Source organism: Mycobacterium sp. E2989, assembly GCF_001667595.1.
Lineage (GTDB): Bacteria > Actinomycetota > Actinomycetes > Mycobacteriales > Mycobacteriaceae > Mycobacterium.
On record NZ_LZJX01000055.1, the window covers coordinates 1 to 18,328 of the forward strand.

At 69.7% G+C, this 18,328-nt stretch carries 17 protein-coding genes and 2 pseudogenes; 5 read left to right on the forward strand and 14 right to left on the reverse strand.

All coding sequences use genetic code 11. The annotated features are described in order from the left end of the window. Positions 1-11 precede the first annotated feature (11 nt). From A5680_RS11020 to uvrC, 7 genes are all read right to left on the reverse strand, one after another. Positions 12-353, reverse strand: a complete 342-nt coding sequence (locus A5680_RS11020; protein ID WP_055405653.1) for a DUF732 domain-containing protein — start codon at positions 351-353, stop codon at positions 12-14. A 35-nt stretch (positions 354-388) separates the two neighbouring features. Then, complete coding sequence (locus A5680_RS11025; protein WP_067819152.1) at positions 389-1,750, reverse strand: PPE family protein; 1,362 nt, start codon at positions 1,748-1,750, stop codon at positions 389-391. A 13-nt stretch (positions 1,751-1,763) separates the two neighbouring features. Continuing rightward, entirely contained in the window at positions 1,764-3,029 is a 1,266-nt protein-coding gene (locus tag A5680_RS11030; protein WP_067819163.1) for a PPE family protein, read from the reverse strand. Positions 3,030-3,910: 881 nt separating this feature from the next. Further along, entirely contained in the window at positions 3,911-4,888 is a 978-nt protein-coding gene (gene whiA, locus A5680_RS11035; RefSeq protein ID WP_102419857.1) for a DNA-binding protein WhiA, read from the reverse strand. Then, the gene (gene yvcK, locus A5680_RS11040; protein ID WP_055403750.1) at positions 4,885-5,973 is read right to left on the reverse strand and encodes a uridine diphosphate-N-acetylglucosamine-binding protein YvcK; all 1,089 of its coding nucleotides are present in this window, start codon (positions 5,971-5,973) and stop codon (positions 4,885-4,887) included. The genes whiA and yvcK overlap by 4 nt, the downstream gene beginning before the upstream one ends. Continuing rightward, positions 5,970-6,896 carry an RNase adapter RapZ gene (gene rapZ, locus A5680_RS11045; RefSeq protein ID WP_055403749.1) on the reverse strand — a complete coding sequence of 309 codons (927 nt, stop codon included), beginning with the start codon at positions 6,894-6,896 and terminating at the stop codon, positions 5,970-5,972. The genes yvcK and rapZ overlap by 4 nt, the downstream gene beginning before the upstream one ends. Next, complete coding sequence (uvrC, locus tag A5680_RS11050) at positions 6,886-8,835, reverse strand: excinuclease ABC subunit UvrC (protein WP_055403748.1); 1,950 nt, start codon at positions 8,833-8,835, stop codon at positions 6,886-6,888. The genes rapZ and uvrC overlap by 11 nt, the downstream gene beginning before the upstream one ends. A 272-nt stretch (positions 8,836-9,107) precedes the next feature. Here uvrC and A5680_RS11055 point away from each other — a divergent pair, with 272 nt between their 5' ends. Next, entirely contained in the window at positions 9,108-9,446 is a 339-nt protein-coding gene (locus A5680_RS11055; protein WP_055403747.1) for a hemophore-related protein, read from the forward strand. Between the two features lie 43 nt (positions 9,447-9,489). Here A5680_RS11055 and A5680_RS11060 read toward each other — a convergent pair whose 3' ends face one another. The 3 genes from A5680_RS11060 to A5680_RS11070 are packed head-to-tail and all read right to left on the reverse strand — an operon-like array spanning position 9,490 to position 11,704. Then, a complete protein-coding gene (locus tag A5680_RS11060; protein ID WP_067819155.1) occupies positions 9,490-9,951 on the reverse strand; it encodes a PH domain-containing protein in 462 nt (153 codons plus the stop codon). Then, positions 9,948-10,430 carry a 6,7-dimethyl-8-ribityllumazine synthase gene (gene ribH / locus A5680_RS11065; protein ID WP_055403745.1) on the reverse strand — a complete coding sequence of 161 codons (483 nt, stop codon included), beginning with the start codon at positions 10,428-10,430 and terminating at the stop codon, positions 9,948-9,950. The genes A5680_RS11060 and ribH overlap by 4 nt, the downstream gene beginning before the upstream one ends. Next, the gene (locus tag A5680_RS11070) at positions 10,427-11,704 is read right to left on the reverse strand and encodes a bifunctional 3,4-dihydroxy-2-butanone-4-phosphate synthase/GTP cyclohydrolase II (protein ID WP_055403744.1); all 1,278 of its coding nucleotides are present in this window, start codon (positions 11,702-11,704) and stop codon (positions 10,427-10,429) included. Before A5680_RS11070 ends, ribH begins: the two co-directional genes overlap by 4 nt. 177 nt (positions 11,705-11,881) lie before the next feature. Here A5680_RS11070 and A5680_RS25165 point away from each other — a divergent pair, with 177 nt between their 5' ends. Beyond that, on the forward strand, positions 11,882-12,157 hold the full coding sequence (locus A5680_RS25165; RefSeq protein WP_231977609.1) for a hypothetical protein: 276 nt from the start codon (positions 11,882-11,884) through the stop codon (positions 12,155-12,157). Between the two features lie 13 nt (positions 12,158-12,170). On the opposite strand, the gene A5680_RS11075 is transcribed toward A5680_RS25165, so the two are convergent. After that, the gene (locus A5680_RS11075; RefSeq protein WP_067819166.1) at positions 12,171-12,761 is read right to left on the reverse strand and encodes a riboflavin synthase; all 591 of its coding nucleotides are present in this window, start codon (positions 12,759-12,761) and stop codon (positions 12,171-12,173) included. Positions 12,762-12,891: 130 nt separating this feature from the next. Between A5680_RS11075 and A5680_RS11080 the strand changes: the two genes are divergently transcribed. Next, the gene (locus A5680_RS11080) at positions 12,892-13,599 is read left to right on the forward strand and encodes an LppX_LprAFG lipoprotein (protein WP_055403743.1); all 708 of its coding nucleotides are present in this window, start codon (positions 12,892-12,894) and stop codon (positions 13,597-13,599) included. Next, entirely contained in the window at positions 13,596-15,152 is a 1,557-nt protein-coding gene (locus A5680_RS11085; protein ID WP_067819158.1) for an MFS transporter, read from the forward strand. Before A5680_RS11080 ends, A5680_RS11085 begins: the two co-directional genes overlap by 4 nt. A 3-nt stretch (positions 15,153-15,155) precedes the next feature. Here the strand turns inward: A5680_RS11085 and ribD are convergent, their stop codons facing one another. The 3 genes and pseudogenes from ribD to A5680_RS11100 form a co-directional block, all read right to left on the reverse strand. Further along, positions 15,156-16,178, reverse strand: a complete 1,023-nt coding sequence (gene ribD / locus A5680_RS11090; RefSeq protein WP_067819160.1) for a bifunctional diaminohydroxyphosphoribosylaminopyrimidine deaminase/5-amino-6-(5-phosphoribosylamino)uracil reductase RibD — start codon at positions 16,176-16,178, stop codon at positions 15,156-15,158. Then, the gene (gene rpe / locus A5680_RS11095) at positions 16,175-16,864 is read right to left on the reverse strand and encodes a ribulose-phosphate 3-epimerase (RefSeq protein ID WP_067819169.1); all 690 of its coding nucleotides are present in this window, start codon (positions 16,862-16,864) and stop codon (positions 16,175-16,177) included. The genes ribD and rpe overlap by 4 nt, the downstream gene beginning before the upstream one ends. A 66-nt stretch (positions 16,865-16,930) precedes the next feature. Then, a pseudogene (locus tag A5680_RS11100) lies at positions 16,931-18,172 on the reverse strand (RsmB/NOP family class I SAM-dependent RNA methyltransferase); the annotation flags it as partial. 20 nt (positions 18,173-18,192) lie between these two features. On the opposite strand from A5680_RS11100, the pseudogene A5680_RS25690 reads away from it, so the two are divergent. Further along, positions 18,193-18,328: pseudogene (locus A5680_RS25690) on the forward strand (rRNA cytosine-C5-methyltransferase); the annotation flags it as partial.

The following is an 18,328-nucleotide window of genomic DNA, read 5'->3' on the forward strand; positions in this document are numbered from 1 at the left end:
TCCCGATGGGTTCAGCCTTTGGCGGAAGCATCGAGTTGTCGCGGGCAATACGACTTCGCCGACACCGTCGCGAACTGCGCGGCGCCGTTGGTGGTCAGGCCGGGGTTGTTGTCCCGGAGGTCGTTGAGGAGTTGCAGACCGGACACGCCGCGCGCGAGCAGGCCGCATACCGCCTTGCCGGCGTTCACGGCTTGGCCCGGGTCGGCAAAGCTGATGCCCAGCGCATGGAGGTCGGCGATGAAGGCTTCGTTGTTGTCGTCGACGGCCGCCTCGTCCTCTCCGGGCACGGCGTGCGCAGGCGCCGCGGCGGCGATGCCCAGCGACACACCGAGAAGCGCCAACAGCAGTTTCATGCGTCCTCCTTCGATTGACGGCTAAATCCCCAGTGCTACAACACTTTTGATTCGGGCGCTCCGACGGCGGCCTCCTCGCCGTCCGTCACGTGCACGGCGTGGACGCCCGGTGTCGTTCTGAGCCTGGCGACCAGGTCATCGAGGCCGGCCTCGTCGACGTTCCAGTGCTGGACCTGGTCGGGCATCTCCTGCAGTTGGGCGATGATGCGGTCGAGCTTGACCGGCGCGGTGCGCCGCTCACCGGTGCCGACGCGGGCCTGCTGGATGCCGGTTGAGGTGACCGCGCGCGCCGCCGGAGTGCCAAGGGCGCCACCCGCCAAGCTGCCCAACGTCGCCTCGTTGACCAGGCCCGAGAAATCCGTCGCCGCGGCCGCGGCCACGCTGGTGCCCGGGAGCGAGGCCAGCCGGATTGCCGGGGCGGCGGTCGCCCAGCCGGGTGGAACCGAAAGCTTGCCCACCGTCGGCGCGGTTCCCAATACGGCCGACACGGGCTTGGCCGCGATGCCGGCGGCGGCGTGCCCCGGCGACGCCAGGCCCGCGCCCAGCGAGGTCTTCGCCATCGCGGCGCTCCACGGTGCGTAGATGAAGAAGTTCTTCCACTGCGAGACGCCCAGGCTGATGCTGGCATTGGTGACGTTGGTCCACGTCGCCTGGGTGCCGATCTGGGAAATGCTGGAATACAACGCTTCCCACAACGGCGCCACGTCCGGGCTACCCGTGACTCCCCCGATCAACTGCTGCCAGAACTGGGTGTATTGGCTGGTGAGTGAGGTGAGGAAGTCCTCTATCTGTTTCAGCCAGGCCGACAACGACGTCGGCTCTGCCGCGGCCGCCGCGGCGGCCTGGGCCACCGCACCGGCATCGTTGGTGGTTGCCGGCGCCTCCTCGAAGGGGGTCAACTCACCGGCCGACTCCGACGCGCCGGCGTAACTGAACATGGCGGCGACATCTTGGGCCCACATCTGGGCGTACTCGTCTTCGGTCGCCGCGATCGCGGCGTCGTTTTGGCCCAGGACATTCGTCTCCAACAGCGCGGCCAACTGGATGCGGTTCTCCGCGACGAGCGGCGGCGGCACGGTGGCCGCCAGGGCGGCCTCGTACGCCGCGGCCGCGGCCCGGGCCTGCGTGGCGGTCTGCTCGGCTTGACCCGCGGTGGTCGACATCCAGGCCAGATACGGTGCTGCCGCCGCGGCCATCGACTCCGACGACGGACCCTGCCACGACTGGCCGACCAGGTCCGAAATCACCGTGCCGTAAGCGGCCGCGGTGGAGTGCAACTCGGCGGCCAGCGTCTCCCAGGCCGCGGCGGCGGCGAGCATCGGCCCCGCGCCCGGGCCCGCGTAGATCTGGGTGGAGATCACCTCCGGTGGAAGCGTTGCGAAATCGCTGAAAACCATTGCCGCACCTTTCCTATTTGGCGTTCGGCGGGATCACGATGACCGTGGACGTGGTCGCGAGGTCGTCGATGGCCACGGCACCTGGCACTCGAAGGGTCGACCCGGCGACCGCGCGGGTGGCACTCGCGCCGACGGCGCGTCCGGCCAGGCTGGACAGCGCCGTCGGACCGAACATGCCTTGTTGGCCATTCACGGCCATCGCGGGAGCGGCTTGCACCGTCGTCTCCGGCAGCTCCGCGGCCACCGTTCGGATAGCGGGAACGGCAGAAGCCCAATTCGCCGGCACCGACAACGACCCGACCAGTCCGGCCTGCCCAGTTGCGGCCGAAACCGTGCCCGCGCTCGACAGCGCGGTCGCGCCGCTCAACAGGTCGCTGCGCAGCAGCGGTGCCAACACCCCGGTGAGCGCCTTGGGGTGCAACAGGGGGCCGATGCCCTGGATGCCCGTCCCCACGCTCGGGATGCTGAGGGCGATCTGGTACCAGTTCTTCGCCAGGTTCGCCACCCCCAGCGGGGTGTATGGCCCCGAGATCGTGCCCATGACGCTGTTGAATGTCTTCAGGATCCCGGTGATGTCCTTCAACCCCAGTGGCAAACCGGCCGCCGCCGTCGGCGCCGCAGTCGCGTTCGCCGCGAGGGTCTGCAGGCCGGCCGGAGCCTGCGAAACCGATTCCGAGAGTGTGGATTCCAGCCGGGAAGCGGTCGAGGACTGGAGCGCGGAGGCCACCGCCGCCGACTGGTCGGCCTCGCCACTGCCGTCGGTGGTCGTGGGCGGCGCCGTGAACGGGGTCAGCCGGGTCGCCACCGCCGACGCGGCGGCGTAGGTGTACATCGCGGCGGCGTCCTGCGCCCACATTTCGGCGTAGTCGGCCTCGGTGGCCGCGATGGCCGCCGTGTTCTGCCCCAACACGTTCGTCGCGATCAGCGACGCAAGCAACGCTCGATTGGCCGCGATCACCGGCGGCGGGACCGTGGCCGCGAAAACGGCTTCATAGGCGGCCGCCGCCGCCGTTGCCTGGGCGGCGGTCTGCTCGGCCTGCCCGGCCGTGCCGTCCAGCCATGCGATGTAGGGCGCCGCCGCGGTCGCCATCGCTGAGGACGAGGGTCCATGCCAGACGCTTCTCAGCTCCGCGATCGCAGCACCGTAAGACGCCGACGCCGAATGCAATTCGGCCGCCAAGCCGTTCCAGCCGGCCGCAGCCGCGAGCAACGGCGCCGGCCCCGGCCCTGAGTAGATCCTGCCGGAGTTGATCTCCGGCGGTAACAACCCGAAATCCATGCCTTCCTCCGCCTCCAGCCATGTCCCCAGCACGGCCCCTGCGCTTCGTGCGCCGACCAGCCGAACGCAAACGACATCGAGCCCCTACGTGCCGCCGACAAAGCCGGGGATCCGAGTTTGCTAGCCGACGGGCATCTCTCCTGCAGACAGGACACTAGCCAGCCGCGACCAGAAGGCGTTTCGCCGAGCACAGCGGGGGTCGGTGCCGCCGGGGGACTGCCCGGCGCGGGCCGCGCGCCGTCGGCGCCGAAGAGAAAACCAGCCATAAACCGCTCTACCTGGCGCGAGTCCGAAAAGGCGAAGGGGTGAACAGTGGATGAAAATACGGCAATTGCGTCGCTGGGCCGCTTCCGGTGAATAAAAATCTCATGGGCACATAAATTGCGATTGCGACGAATGAGGCCTTGGCCAAGACGTCCCACGGAAAGGATCGGCCGCCCGAGCTCGCGATGACCGGGCGCGAGACGTCTTGGCCTGGGTTACATGCGCTCTGCTTACGCCGACTGGAGCACCGATCGGCTGCAAGCGATACGTCGGAACTCATACAGTCTTCAAAGAAGTTATGTGGGTGCTATGAATCCCTACTCGAAAAATAGCGTCCCGAGACGAGCTTTCGGGGGACGGCGGACGGTTTGGTGGCAAAAAGACCATTGATTCCCCGGAGCACTTCCAGGGTGAAGCCACCGCCATTTCGCGTTATCCATATTCAATTCAAAGAATTCATGTAATTCATAGAATTCGTAACCGCGTGACATGGACGAGGACCGGGGCGACTCTGCGCGCAGCGCTATGGAACGCCCGGCAAACCGGGCCAGGCGAGAGTTGCTGAGCGCCCGGGTTTTGCCAGGCGCGGTACGACGCGTCCGCAATGCGCGACGAGGCTAAGCGTCTTCCAGCAGATCCGGTGTGACCGCCGATTCGGTGTCCGGGATGCCCTCGATCTTGGCCTTGCGGTCGGCCATCGACAGCAACCGGCGAATGCGGCCCGCCACAGCATCTTTCGTCATCGGCGGGTCGGCGAGCCGCCCGAGCTCCTCCAGCGAGGCCTGCCGGTGCTCGACGCGCAGCTTGCCGGCGGAGGCCAAATGGTCGGGAACGGTGTCGCCGAGGATCTCCAGCGCGCGTTCCACCCGGGCGGCCGCGGCCACCGCGGCCCGCGCCGAGCGGCGCAGGTTGGCGTCGTCGAAGTTGGCGAGCCGATTGGCCGTCGCCCGCACCTCGCGGCGCATCCGGCGCTCCTCCCAGATGAGCCGGGTGTCCTGCGCGCCCATCCGGGTCAGCAGGGCGCCGATGGCCTCGCCGTCGCGCACCACCACCCGGTCGGCGCCGCGCACTTCGCGGGCCTTGGCGCTGACGCCGAGCCGGCGCGCCGCACCCACCAACGCCAGCGCGGCCTCCGGCCCGGGGCAGCTGACCTCCAGGGCCGACGACCGTCCCGGCTCGGTGAGCGACCCGTGCGCCAGAAAGGCTCCGCGCCAGGCGGCCTCGGCGTCGGCGATGCTGCCGCCCACGACCTGGGCGGGCAGGCCGCGCACCGGCCGGCCGCGGTTGTCGAGCAGGCCGGTCTGGCGCGCCAGCGCTTCACCGTCGTTGGCCACCCGCAGCACGTAACGGGTGGTCTTGCGAATCCCGCTGGCCGACAACACATGCACAACGGCGTTGTAGCCGTAGAGCTCGAAGATGTCCTTGCGCAGCCGCCGCGCGACATTGCCGAGGTCCACCTCGGCCTCCACGACCACCCGACCGCCGACGATGTGCAACCCGCCGGCGAACCTCAGCAGCGACGTGACTTCGGCGCGCCGCGCGCTGACCGACTTCACGACCAGGCGGCTGAGCTCGTCCTTGACTTCGGTCGTCATCGCCACGCGTCGTCACCCCTTGGTCCGCTGCCGGCCGGTCCTCTTGCACCGGTCTGTGGGCTTGCACTGTCGACCCGAATGTCCGCGGTGGCCGTGACCGGAGGCGCTCCCGGGCCGTTGCGGGCCGCCCGGACCCCGTCCAGGGCCGCCGCAAGCTTGCCTGGATCATGTAAAGGTGTACCAGGTCGGGCCACGTCGACGAAGTGGACCTCGGCCGAAAGCAGCGTCGCCGTGCGGCGCAGCTGTTCCCGCTCCCGCTCACTGGGCACCCGCTCGGCGTCGATGATGATGTCGTGCACGGTGAACCCCGGGGCGTGCTGGGCCAACACGTGCAGATGACGCTCGACGGAAAACCCGGCCGTCTCCCCCGGCTCGGCCACCAGATTGAGCACCAGCGCACGCCGCGCGGTGGTGGCCCGCAGCGCCGCCGCCAACCCCGGCACCAGCACGTGCGGGATCACGCTGGTGAACCAGGAGCCCGGACCGAGCACCACGAGGTCGGCGGCCATGATCGCGTCGACGGCCTGCCGGGTCGCCGGCGGATCGGGCGGCAGCAGCCGCACCCGGCGCACCTTGCCCGGCGTGCTGGCGATCGCCACCTGGCCGCGAATAAGGCGGAACATCCGTGGATCTGACTCCAGGCCGGACACGTCGGCCTCGATCTGCAGCGCGATCGGGCACATCGGCAGCACCCGGCCCTTGACGCCCAGGATGCGGCCCAGCTCGTCGAGGGCGGCCACCGGGTCGGCGAGTACCTCCGAGAGCCCGGCGAGCATCAGGTTGCCGATCGGGTGGCCGGCCAACGCCCCGTTGCCGCCGAAGCGATGCTGCAGGATGGTCGCCCACAACCGCCCGTGCGGGCTGTCGGATGCCAAGGCCGCCAACGCCATTCGCAGATCTCCCGGGGGCACGACGTCCAATTCGCTGCGCAGCCGCCCGGAGGAACCGCCGTCGTCGGCGACGGTCACCACGGCGGTGACGTGCGGAGTCAGCCGGCGCGCCGCCGACAGCGTGGCGTACAGGCCGTGGCCGCCGCCCAGCGCGACGATGCTGTTGTTGGTCGAGGGATCCGTCGGCGCGCTCATTCGCGACCCAAATCCCGGTGCAGCACCCGCACCGACAATTGGGCATCGGCCGTCTGGGCCTTCAACTGCCGCATCAGCGCCTCGGCGATCGCCACGCTGCGGTGCTTACCCCCGGTGCACCCGATCGCAACCGTCATGTAGCGCTTGCCCTCCCGGCGGTAGCCGTCGACCACCAGCGAGAGCAACCGGTGGTAGGCGTCGAGAAAGTCCGCGGCGCCGGGCTGGCTCAGCACGTATTCGCTGACCGCCGGGTCCTGTCCGGTGAGGGGACGCAGCTCGTCGACCCAGTGCGGGTTGGGCAGGAACCGCACGTCCATCACCATGTCGGCGTCCATCGGCAGGCCGTACTTGAAGCCGAACGATTCGAGGGTGATGCTGATCGACGTGCTGGCGTCGCCGCCGAACGCGCGCTCGATGCTCTCCCGCAGTCCCCGCACCGACAGCGTCGAGGTGTCGATGATGAGGTCGGCCGTCGCGCGCACCGGGGCCAGCATCCGGCGCTCGGCGGCGATGCCCTCGGCCAGGGTCGCCTCGCCCTGCAGCGGGTGGCTGCGGCGGTTCTGCTCGTAGCGGCGCACCAGCATGTCGTCGGACGCCTCCATGAACACCACCCGCGGCGCGATGTTGCGGGTGGCCAGCTCGGTGCGCACCGAATCGAGATCGCCGGTGAAGCCGCGCGAGCGCACGTCCATCACCACCGCCAGGCGGGTGATGCGCGACCCCGCGTCCATGCCGAGATCCACCATCCGCGTGATCAGCTGGGGCGGCAGGTTGTCGGCGACGTACCAGCCCAGGTCCTCGAGCACCTTGGCCGCAGTACCCCGCCCGGCGCCCGACAACCCGGTCACCAGGACGACGTCGATGCCGGCCCCACCCTCCGGGCGGGCCTGGGCCGGGTTGCCCTCCGCCACGTCACCCGTCATTCGGCTGCTCCGGGCCGCTCGGGCGCAACGCCTCCAGGACGGCGGTGGCGGTGGCCACTCCGATTCCGGGAACGGCCGTGATCTGGTCGACGGTGGCCTCCTTGAGGCGGGCTATGGATCCGAAATGGGTCACCAGCGCCTTGCGGCGATGTTCCCCTAATCCTGGCACCGAATCCAGCGCCGAGGCGGTCATTCGCTTCGATCGCTTGCTGCGATGGTAGGTGATGGCGAACCGGTGCGCCTCGTCGCGAATGCGCTGTAGCAGGTAGAGCCCCTCGCTGTTGCGCGGCATGATGACGGGATCGGGCTCGGAGGGCACCCAGATCTCTTCCAGCCGCTTGGCCAGGCCGATCACCGCGACGTCGGTGATGCCGAGGTCGTCGAGCACGGCGCTGGCCGCGTTGACCTGTGGGGCGCCGCCGTCGACGACGTAGAGGTTGGGCGGGTAGGCGAACCGGCGCGATTTCCCTTCGGGCGACAGCATATTCGGATCGTTCTGTTCGCTCAGGTGCCGCGCGAACCGGCGGCGGGTCACCTCGGCGATGGAGGCGACGTCGTCGGAGCGGCCCTGGCCGGCGGCTTCGCGGATGCCGAAGTGACGGTAGTCCGACTTGCGCGGCAGGCCGTCTTCGAACACCACCAGCGACCCCACCACGTCGGTGCCCTGCACGTGGCTGATGTCGACGCATTCGATGCGCAGCGGCGCGTCGGCCAGCCCAAGGGCTTCCTGAATGTTCTGCAGCGCAGCCGATCTGGCGTTGAAGTCACCGGCCCGCTTCAGCTTATGTTGCTGCAGCGCCTCTTTGGCGTTGCGTTGCACCGTTTCGGCCAGCGCCCGCTTGTCGCCGCGCCGCGGCACCCGCAGCGCGACCCGGGAACCGCGCAGGCCCGACAGCCAGCTGGTCAATTCCTCGGAGTTGGACGGCAGGCAGGGCACCAGCACCTCGCGGGGAACCGGATTGACGGATTCGTCGGCCGAGCCACCCAGCTCCGCCTGCTCGCCGTAGAACTGCGTCAGGAATTGCTCGACCAACTGCTCCTCCCCGGAATCGCCTGGGTCCGCGGACTTTTCGACGATCCAGCCGCGCTGGCCGCGCACCCGGCCGCCGCGGACGTGGAACACCTGCACCGCCGCCTCGAGTTCGTCGTCGGCGAAGGCGACCACGTCGGCGTCGGTGCCGTCGCCGAGCACCACGGCCTGCTTCTCCATGGCGCGCTTCAGGGCGGACAGGTCGTCGCGCAGCCGCGCGGCCCGCTCGAAGTCGAGGCGCTCGGCCGCGGCGTTCATCTGCTGTTCCAGCTCGCGGGCGAAGCGGTCGGTCTTGCCGGAGAGGAAGTCGCAGAAGTCGTCGACGATTTGGCGATGCTGCTCGGCGCTGACCCTGCCGACGCAGGGCGCCGAACACTTGTCGATGTAGCCGAGCAGGCACGGGCGGTCGATCTGCTTGTGCCGCTTGAACACACCGGCCGAGCAGGTGCGGGCCGGGAACACCCGGGTCAGCAGGTCCAGGGTTTCCCGGATGGCCCACGCGTGCGAGTACGGCCCGAAGTAGCGCACACCCTTGCGGCGCGGGCCGCGATAGACCATCAGTCGGGGAAACTCTTCGCCCAGGGTGACGGCCAGCACTGGGTAGGACTTGTCGTCGCGGTAGCGGACGTTGAACCGCGGATCGAACTCCTTGATCCAGTTGTATTCGAGCTGCAGCGCCTCGACTTCGGTGTTGACCACCGTCCACTCGACCTTGGCGGCGGTGGTCACCATCTGCCGGGTGCGCGGATGCAGGGCGGAGACGTCCTGGAAGTAGGACGTCAGCCTGCTGCGCAGGCTCTTGGCCTTACCGACGTAGATGACCCGCCCGTGCACGTCCCGGAATCGGTAGACGCCCGGCTCGACCGGGATGGACCCGGGCGGGGGGCGATACGTGGCGGGATCTGGCACCCATCCAGGCTAGTAGCCGCCGGCGCCATGCCGGTCCGTCGGGAGCACCGCGCCGCGGCGCCGGATCCGGGGCCCTGGCGGGGGCGGCCCTGTAACGCATTCGCGCGGTCGCGCGATGAATTAGGGAGGCCGCCGACCGATCCGCCAGTTTTTGCGAAATTGCCGATGACCTCGGGTTATGACGACCAAGCGCCGGTGTGGACGGTTTGTTCTGGCTACCAAGGGGGTAGCTGGACGTACAGTGGGTGGCAATCGATGGAGGGAGTCCACAGATGTTCAAGCGCTCGTTGACCAGGCTCGCGATCGGGGTTGGCGGTCTGGCATTGGCGTCGACCGCCGCGGCCGGGGTCGCATCCGCTGCCCCCGATTACGGCCCCATGATCAACACGACCTGCAGCTACGACCAGGCGATGCGGGCGGTGCACGCGGAAAACCCGATGGCCGCTCAGTACCTCGACCAGTCGCCGCCGAACCAGCAGTTCTTGCAGCAGTACCTGGCGTCGACGCCGGATCAGCGCGTGAACTTGCTGCACGCCATCGAGCACAACCAGGGCGCGCAGCAGGCTTTGCCGATCTTCCAGCAGATGATGACCGACTGTAAGAACTTCTGACCGTCCACCTGAAGGGCTATCCGCGCTCGCGCGGATAGCCCTTTCAGTGGGTGTGCAGGTCGGGCCGGTACCGCGCCAGCAACGACCGCACGGTGTCCATGGCGCTGACCGCGCGCGCCTTGTCGACGGCCTGGATGGCCATCACCGGGATGTATTCGTCGTCGGGTAGGTCGATGCGCGCCCAGCGATTACCGACCGGGAACGAGACGCCCGCCACGTCCGGCCATTCGATCAGCTTGTCGCCCAACAGGTTGCGCACCGAAATCCCCGCCGCCCCGACCCGGAGCCGGGGCCGGGCGAACAGCAACACCACCCCGGCCAGCACCAGACCCAGCAGCGCCATCGCCACCTGGTCGCTGGTCTGGAAAACCACCCCGGTGGATCCGGTTTTGAGTAGAAAGCCGATCGCGATGTGCACCGCGATCAGGATGACCGCCGCGCCGTAAACGAATATCGGCGTGCGGTGCGGACGCAATTCGACGTCCCAGCGCTCGGGGTCGGTCACGACCGAGCGCGCAGGTCACGCAGCGTGAGGGCGGTCTGCAGGGCCGCCGCGGTCGCCTGGGCGCCCTTGTCCTCGGCCGATTCCGGAAGGCCGGCCCGATCCAGGGCCTGCTGCTCCGTGTCGGTCGTGAGCACCCCGTTGGCCACCGGCGTCGACGCGTCCAACGAAACCCGGGTCAACCCCTGCGTCACCGCGTCGCACACATAGTCGAAATGTGGTGTCTGACCGCGGATCACCACGCCCAGGGCGACCACGGCGTCGTGGTTGCGGGCCAATTCCTGTGACACCACCGGGATTTCGATCGCGCCGATCACCCTGACCACCGTCGGGTCGTCGATGCCCGATTCGGAGGCCACCTTGCGCGCGCCGGCCAGCAGCGCATCGCAGATCTCGGCGTGCCAGGTGCTCGCGACGATGGCCAGCCGCAGACCCGATGCGTCCAGCGGTGGAAACTCCGGCACGCCCGCCGCTGGGCTCACAAAGCACCGCCGAATTCGCCCGGCAAATGGACGGATTCGTGGAAATCGTCCAGGCCGGCCAGGTCGTGGCCCATCTTGTCGCGCTTGGTCATCAGGTAGCGAATGTTCTCCGCGTTGGCGCGCACCGGCAGCGGCACCCGCTCGATGATGTGCAGCCCGTAGCCGTCCAGCCCGACGCGCTTGGCCGGGTTGTTGGTCAGCAGCCGCATCGAGCGGACCCCGAGGTCGACCAGGATCTGCGCCCCGATTCCGTAATCCCTTGCGTCGGCGGGCAACCCGAGTTTGAGGTTGGCGTCGACGGTATCCTCGCCGGCGTCCTGCAGCTGGTAGGCCTGCAGCTTGTGCATCAGGCCGATGCCGCGGCCCTCGTGGCCGCGCATGTAGAGCACGACGCCGCGCCCTTCCCGCGCGACCATCGCCATCGCCGCGTCCAGTTGGGGCCCGCAATCGCAGCGGCGGGAACCGAACACGTCACCGGTCAGGCACTCCGAGTGCACCCGGACCAGCACGTCGTCGCCGTCGGCGTTCGGCCCGGCGATCTCGCCGCGCACCAGCGCGACGTGTTCGACGTCCTCGTAGATGCTCGCGTAGCCGATCGCGCGAAACTCGCCGTGCCGGGTCGGAATCCGGGCCTCGGCGATGCGCTCGATGTGCTTCTCGTGCTTGCGCCGCCACTCGATCAGGTCGGCGATGGTGATCAGCGCGAGGTCGTGCTCGTCGGCGAAGACCCGCAGCTCGTCGGTCTGCGCCATCGAGCCCTCGTCCTTCTGGCTGACGATTTCGCAGATCGCGCCCGCCGGTTGCAGGCCCGCCATCCGGGCCAGGTCGACGGCGGCCTCGGTGTGGCCGGGGCGGCGCAGCACGCCGCCGTCCTTGGCGCGCAACGGAACCACGTGACCCGGACGGGTGAAATCGTTGGCGACGCTGGCGGGGTCGGCCAGCAGGCGCATCGTCGTCGCCCGGTCCGAGGCCGAGATCCCGGTGCCCACGCCGTTTCTCGCGTCCACGGTGACGGTGTAGGCGGTCCCGTGCTTGTCCTGGTTCACCGCGTACATCGGCAGCAGCCCCAGCCGGTCGCAGATCGCGCCGTCCAACGGCACGCACAGGTACCCCGAGGTGTAGCGCACCATGAACGCCACCAACTCCGGCGTCGCCTTTTCCGCGGCGAAGATGAGGTCGCCCTCGTTCTCGCGGTCCTCGTCGTCGATGACGACCACGGCCTTGCCCGCCGCAATGTCGGCAACCGCCCTCTCGACGGAGTCCAACCTCGTCATCGTCGTTACCTTGCTGTCTCAGGGGTTCCGGGAGCCCAAGTGTTGCATTCAGTATGAACCACCGCGGGGGCCCGGTTATTGCGATGCTGTTCACAGGGACCGCGGGCGCAGCCCAGCAACAGGCCGACTGCAACGAAACGACTCCCTGTTCGCGGCCAGCAATCTACGCTGACCGACATGAGCATCGCAGTGAGACTGGCGGTACCGGTCGTGACCTCGATATTCGCGGCCGGACTTGGAGCGGGTATCGCCTGCCCGAAACGCGCGACGGCCGACGCGTGCGCCGACGTCGGCGGTCGGCATGTGAGCGTCGGCGGCTGCACCGACCCGGGGCGCTGGGGTAACTGGGTCCTTCCGGCCGGTGCGATGACGGTCCCGCCGCCCGACGCGCCACCGCCGTGCTACACCCCGTCCGGGGAGCCGTACTGGACGCCCCCGGGCGAGCCCTGCTGACGAGTCGGCCGGCCTAGCGCTCCATCAATCGCTCGACGTATTTGGCGATGACGTCGACCTCGAGGTTGACCTGCGTGCCGACCGGGGCGCGACCCAGGGTGGTCAGCTCGCGGGTGGTAGGGATCAGCGAAACCTCGAACCAGTCGGCGCCGAGGCCAGAGACCGTCAGTGAGATGCCGTCGACGGTGATCGACCCCTTCTCGACGACGTAGCGGGCCACCGCCGCGGGGATCTGGATCCGCACCACTTCCCAGTGCTCGGACGGCGTCCGGGCGACGACCTGGCCGGTCCCGTCCACGTGCCCCTGCACGATGTGCCCGCCGAGCCGGCTGTTGACCGCCGCGGCGCGCTCCAGATTCACCGGGCTGCCCACCTGTAAGGCGCCCAGGTTGGACCGGTTGAGGCTCTCGGCCATCACGTCGGCGGTGAACTGCCCGTCGGGCAGCAGCTCCGCGACGGTCAGGCAGACGCCGTTGACGGCGATCGAATCGCCGTGCCCGGCGTCGGAGGTGACGACCGGCCCGCGGATGGTCAGCCGCGCGGCGTCGGCCAGCACCTCGCGGCCCGTCACCTCTCCGAGTTCCTCGACAATTCCGGTGAACATGCCAATCAGGTTAATCGGACGCCCGAACGCAGCGGCGGCGCTGGTGAGCAGGCGAAAGCGCCATCGCCGGGCGGCCATTGCGCCCCCGCGTCTCGAAAGCCGGTCGCGGGCACCCTCTACGATGCAAGGTATGCAGACCCGCCGCCGTATATCGGCCGTCATCGCATCCCTGACCCTCGCCACCGCCTTGATCGCCGGCTGCTCGTCGGGCTCAAAGCAGAGTGGCGCCCCGCTTCCCGACGCCACGACCCTGGTCAAGCAGTCGGCCGACGCCACCAAGAATGTGAAGAGCGTGCACCTGGTGCTGAGCATTCAGGGCAAGATCCAGGGGCTGCCCATCAAGACGCTCACCGGTGACCTCACCACGGCGCCGGCCACCGCCGCGTCGGGCAATGCCACCATCACCCTGGGCGGCTCCGACATCGACGCCAACTTCGTGGTGGTCGACGGCACCCTGTATGCCACCCTGACGCCGAACAAGTGGAGCGACTTCGGCAAGGCCTCCGACATCTACGACGTGTCGGTGTTGCTGAACCCGGACACCGGGCTGGCCAACGCGCTGGCGAACTTCAGCAACGCCAAGGCCGAGGGCCGCGAGACCATCAACGGCCAGAACACCATTCGCGTCAGCGGGAACGTGTCGGCGGACGCGGTGAACAAGATCATGCCGCAGTTCAACGCGACTCAGCCGGTGCCGAGCACGGTCTGGATTCAGGAGACCGGTGACCACCAGCTGGTGCAGGCCAACATGCAGAAGAGCTCCGGCAACTCCATCCAGGTGACGCTGTCCAACTGGGGCGAGCAGGTCCAGGTCACCAAGCCGCCGGTGAGTTCATGAGTTCCCAGACCGGACGCCGCGTCGCGATCAGCGCCGGCAGTCTGGCGGTCCTGCTCGGTGCGCTGGACGCCTATGTCGTCGTGACGATCATGCGCGACATCATGAGCGACGTTCACATCCCGATCAACCAGCTGCAGCGCATCACCTGGATCATCACGATGTACCTGCTCGGGTACATCGCCGCCATGCCGCTGCTGGGCCGCGCGTCCGACCGGTTCGGCCGCAAGCTGGTGCTGCAGGTCAGCCTCGCCCTGTTCATGGTGGGGTCGGTGGTGACCGCGCTGGCCGGGCACTGGGGCGATTTCCACCTGCTGATCGCCGGCCGCACCATCCAGGGTGTGGCCAGCGGCGCGCTGCTGCCGGTCACCCTCGCGCTGGGCGCCGACCTGTGGGCGCAGCGCAACCGCGCCGGCGTGCTGGGCGGCATCGGCGCCGCGCAGGAACTCGGCAGCGTGCTGGGCCCGCTGTACGGGATCTTCATCGTGTACTTGTTCCACGACTGGCGTTACGTGTTCTGGATCAACGTCCCGCTGACCCTGATCGCGATGGCGATGATCCAGTTCAGCCTCCCGTCGCACGAAAAGGTCGAGAACCCCGAGCGGGTCGACCTGGTCGGCGGCGTCCTGCTCGCGGTCGCCCTGGGCCTGGCCGTCATCGGCCTGTACAACCCGCAGCCCGACGGCAAACAGATCCTGCCGAGCTATGGCCTGCCGCTGGTCATCGGGGCGGTCGTGGTCGCGGTGCTGTTTTTGCTGTGGGAACGGCTCTCCCGCACCCGGCTGATCGAGCCGGCCGGGGTGCACTTCCGCCCGTTCCTGGCCGCGCTGGGCGCCTCGCTGGCCGCGGGCGCGGCGCTGATGGTGACGCTGGTCGACGTGGAGCTGTTCGGCCAGGGCGTGCTGCAGATGGATCAGACGCAGGCCGCCGGGCTGCTGTTGTGGTTCCTGATCGCGCTGCCGATCGGGGCGGTGCTGGGCGGCTGGATCGCCACCCGAGTGGGTGACCGCGCCATGACCTTCGTGGGCCTGCTGATCGCGGCCTACGGGTACTGGCTGATTCACTACTGGCGCCAGGACGTGCTGAGCCAGAAGCACGACATCTTCGGGATCGTTCAACTGCCCGTTTTGCACGCCGACCTGTTGGTCGCCGGTGTGGGCCTCGGCCTGGTGATCGGGCCGCTGACCTCCGCGGCGCTGCGCGTGGTTCCCTCGGCCCAGCACGGCATCGCGTCGGCCGCGGTGGTGGTGGCCCGGATGACGGGCATGCTGATCGGTGTCGCCGCGCTGAGCGCGTGGGGCCTGTACCGGTTCAACCAGATCGTGGCGGGGTTGACGGCGGCGATACCGCCCAACGCCTCCCTGCTGGAGCGCATCGCCGCTCAGGGGACGATGTACCTCAAGGCGTTCGCCATGATGTACGGCGACATCTTCAGCGCCACCGTCGTCATCTGCATCGTGGGAGCGCTCCTGGGCCTGCTGATCGGTGGCCGCAAGGAACACGCCGAGGAGCCCGAAGTTGCTGAGCCGCAAGCGGTTTCGTTGGGCGAGCGTTAGCCGCTAGTCGCCCCACGGCACCAGGCTGAGCACGAGATCCGGCCCGAGCCGGTCCACTCCGTCGAAATGCCAGCGCAACGCCCGCGCGATGGTGGGCACCCCGACGTCGTCGACGACGGAGATCGGGCCACCCAGCAGCGTCGGCGCGACGTACGCCAGGATGCGGTTGACCGCGCCCGCCCGCAGGAACGCGCCGGCGAGGGTGGGACCGCCCTCCAGCAGGACGTCGGTGCGATCCGAGAGCGCTTTGATCACCTCGGTGGGGTCGTGGGTGCGAATCACCATGGTCCGCGAGTCGTCGTTGAGAACCTTTGCCTCCGGCGGTATTTCGCGCATGCCCACCACCACGCGCAGCGGTTGCCGGTCGGCCAGCGAGCCGTCGGGCAACCGGGCGGTCAGCGCGGGATCGTCGGCCAGCACGGTGCCGGTACCGACCACGATCGCGTCGGCAATGGCGCGGCGGCGATGCAGGTCGAGGCGCGAGGCCTCGCTGGAGATCCATTGGCTGGTGCCGTCGGCCGCGGCGCTGCGGCCGTCGACGCTGCCGGCGTATTTCCAGGTCACGTGCGGCAAGCCGGTCCGCTGCTTGTGCAGCCACTCCCGCAGCGGCCCGCCGGCCACTTCGTCGGCGAGGACGCCGGGCGTCACCCGCACGCCCGCCTCCGTCAGCCGGGCCGCGCCGCCGGCGGCGGTCGGGTTCGGGTCGGCGACGCCGTACACCACCGCACCGACTCTCGCGTCCAACAGGGCGTCCACGCAGGGCGGGGTCCTGCCGTGGTGGTTGCAGGGCTCGAGGGTGACCACCGCCGTCCCGCCGGTCGCGAGGTCGCCGGCCCGCCGCAACGCCAGCACCTCGGCGTGGTCGCCGCCCGCGGGCTCGGTGCCGCCGACGCCGACCACCACGCCGTCGGCGTCCAGGATCACCGCGCCCACCGGCGGGTTCGGGTAGGTGGTGCCCTTGACCTGATTGGACTGCCCGATCGCCAGGCGCATGGCCGCGTCGAGGCTGTCCACGGGCTGATTCATCGGCGCAGGTGCGGTGACGCGGCGGCGGCCCGCCGCCGCAGCGCCTCGACGGCGGCCTCCGGGTCCTCCGCGCCGTAGACGGCCGACCCGGCGACGAAGCAGTCGACGCCGGCCTCGGCGGCCTGCTCGATGGTCTCGTCGTTGATGCCGCCGTCGATCTCCACCAGGATCGTCAGCTCCCCCGCGTCGATCAGCTTGCGCGCGGTGCGGACCTTGCTCAGCACCTCGGGGATGAAGCTCTGCCCGCCGAAGCCGGGTTCGACCGACATGATCAGCAGGGTGTCGAACTGGGGCAGGATCTCCAGGTACGGCTCGAGCGGGGTGCCCGGCTTGACGCTGATGCCCGCCTTGGCGCCCGCGGCGCGGATGTCGCGCGCCACCCCGACCGGGTTGTCGGTGGCCTCGGCGTGGAAGGTGACGTTGTAGGCGCCGGCCTCGGCGTAGCCGGGTGCCCAACGGTCGGGGTCTTCGATCATCAGATGGCAGTCCATCGGGATGCTCGTGGTGGCCAGCAGGCTCTCGACCACCGGCAGGCCGATGGTCAGGTTCGGCACGAAGTGGTTGTCCATTACGTCGACGTGCAGCCAGTCCGCGCCCACCACCGCGGCCGCCTCGTCGGCGAGCCGCGCGAAATCGGCGGACAGGATGGACGGCGCGATCAGGGGCCTACCGGTGTTGTCAGGCATGTGCGCCACACTACTGAGCCTTGGCGGCGGCTTCACGCGGGCAAGCGGCGCGTCACCGTGCGGCCCCTACCCCGCTTCGCGGCGCAGCGCCGCGGCGAACATCGCGTCGGTGCCATGCCGGTGCGGCCACAGCTGCACGTGCGGCCCATCCCCCAGCCCGGTGACCGGATCGAACAGCGGCCGCGTGTCCAGCGCGCTCACCGGGTGCCGGCGCAGCGCATCGGCGACCACCCCGACGGTTTCGGCCAGGTGGGGCGAGCAGGTCGCGTAGAGCACCACCCCGCCCGGCCGGGTCAGCGCGATCGCTGCGCCCAGCAGCTCGCGCTGCAGCTTGGTGAGCGCCGGCACGTCGGCCGGCTGACGCCGCCAGCGCGCCTCGGGCCGGCGCCGCAGCGCGCCCAGCCCGGTGCAGGGCGCGTCGACGAGCACTCGGTCGAAGGCCGGTTCGAGCCCGCTCTGCCGCCCGTCGACCCGCAGCACGTCGACCGACAGCCCCCGGGTGTTCTCGGCCACCAGATCGGCGCGGCGCGGGGCCGGTTCCACCGCCGTGACGCGCGCACCCGATGCGGCCCCGAGCGCGGCCAGCAGCGCCGTCTTGCCGCCCGGTCCGGCGCACAGGTCCAGCCACCGGCCGGCGTCGTCTTCGACGCTCGCCAGGGTCAGCGCCCGCGCCACCAACTGGCTGCCCTCGTCCTGGACCAGGGCGGCGCCGTCGCGCACCGGCGCCAGCCGGCCGGGGTCACCGCCCGGCAGGTACACCGCATACGGCGAAAACCGGCCAACCGTGCCCGAGACCGCATCGGCCAGTTCCTTCGCGGTGAGCACCCCGGGCCGGGCGGCCAGGTGCACGACGGGCCGTTCGTCGTCGCTGGCCAGCACCGCGTCGAGCTCGGCCGCGTCCGTCCCCAGCGCGTCGGCGAAGGCCTGGGCGATCCAGCGCGGGTGCGCGTGCACGAAGGCGGCGTGCCCGACCGGATCCCGCGACGGGTCGGGCGCCAGCTCCGCGACCCAGGACTTCTCGTCCCGGGCGGCGATGGCCCGCAGCACCCCGTTGACGAAACCCGCTCGCGCCGAATCGAATTCGATCCCGGCCTGTTCCACAGTCGTGGACACCGCCGCGTAGGTGTCGACGCGGGTGCGCAGCAGCTGGTAGGCACCGAGCCGCAACAGGTCGAGCAGCACCGGGTCGATGGTGTCCGGGGAGCGGCCCGCGGCGGCGCCGATGACCGCGTCGAGCAGGCCGCGGGTGCGGCAGGTGCCGTAGGTCAGCTCGGTGGCGAACGCGGCGTCCCGGCCGCTGATCCCCCGGTCGCGCCGCCGCGTTCGGCGTGCTGCGGGCGGTCAGCGAGCGGGACGCCTACGCGAACCTGGCGCTGCCCGCGCTGCTGCGCGACCGGGGGATCAGCGGCCGGGACGCCGCGTTCGCCACCGAGCTGACCTACGGCACCTGCCGCACCCGCGGCC